We start from the raw sequence: 553 nt of genomic DNA, 5'->3' as shown, positions 1-553 counted from the left end.
CCGCCACAGTGGACAACTGCTTAGGAATCGGGGTCCAGGTAGTTAAATCGGCCGACTGAGCAATACCGGGGCTACCGCCTGACATAGTAGCCCAATAGGTCGATCCGTCGTACACCGGATTTGTTGCTTTTGCTGCTCCGTAGTACAACGTTGTCCCCGTGTTGAATCTCGCGCCGAATCCTAGTGTGATACCACCAGCTTGCCAAGCCTGATTGACTGTGATGCCTGTGTTTAGATATCCAAATGTTTGATCTGCTGCCGCTCCCCATGCAGCCGTTGAATATGACATTGACTGGAATGCACCTATGGGACGCAATGAGAAACCGTTTACGCCAGTTCCACTAGGAATCGCTACGGTTGTCTTACGTGTCGGCGCAGCAGGGGTTGGGGACCATCCCTGTGTTCTAAGGTCTGAATCGTCACGAACCGTCTCAAACCCTTGCATGTATTTCAAGGTCATTTTATTTCCTTAGCTTGGCGTGAACCAAGTTATTGTTGTCATCGGCTTTGCTGGATTCAAAGTTGTCTGGGCAATGATCTCCAGCGCAACGCT

1 protein-coding gene is annotated in these 553 nt (G+C 50.8%); it reads right to left on the bottom strand.

Annotated elements, in window-relative coordinates; all coding sequences use genetic code 11:
• On the bottom strand, window positions 1-289 hold a 289-nt coding region (locus tag AC1RP1_RS07750), incomplete at its 3' end, for a hypothetical protein (protein ID WP_481762682.1).
• Window positions 290-553 lie beyond the last annotated feature (264 nt).

It is taken from the genome of Dellaglioa sp. CoH-56-MRSF-13, from assembly GCF_056782095.1.
Note: the sequence above shows the minus strand (reverse complement) of the source record. Positions and strands in the feature narration are given on the sequence as shown.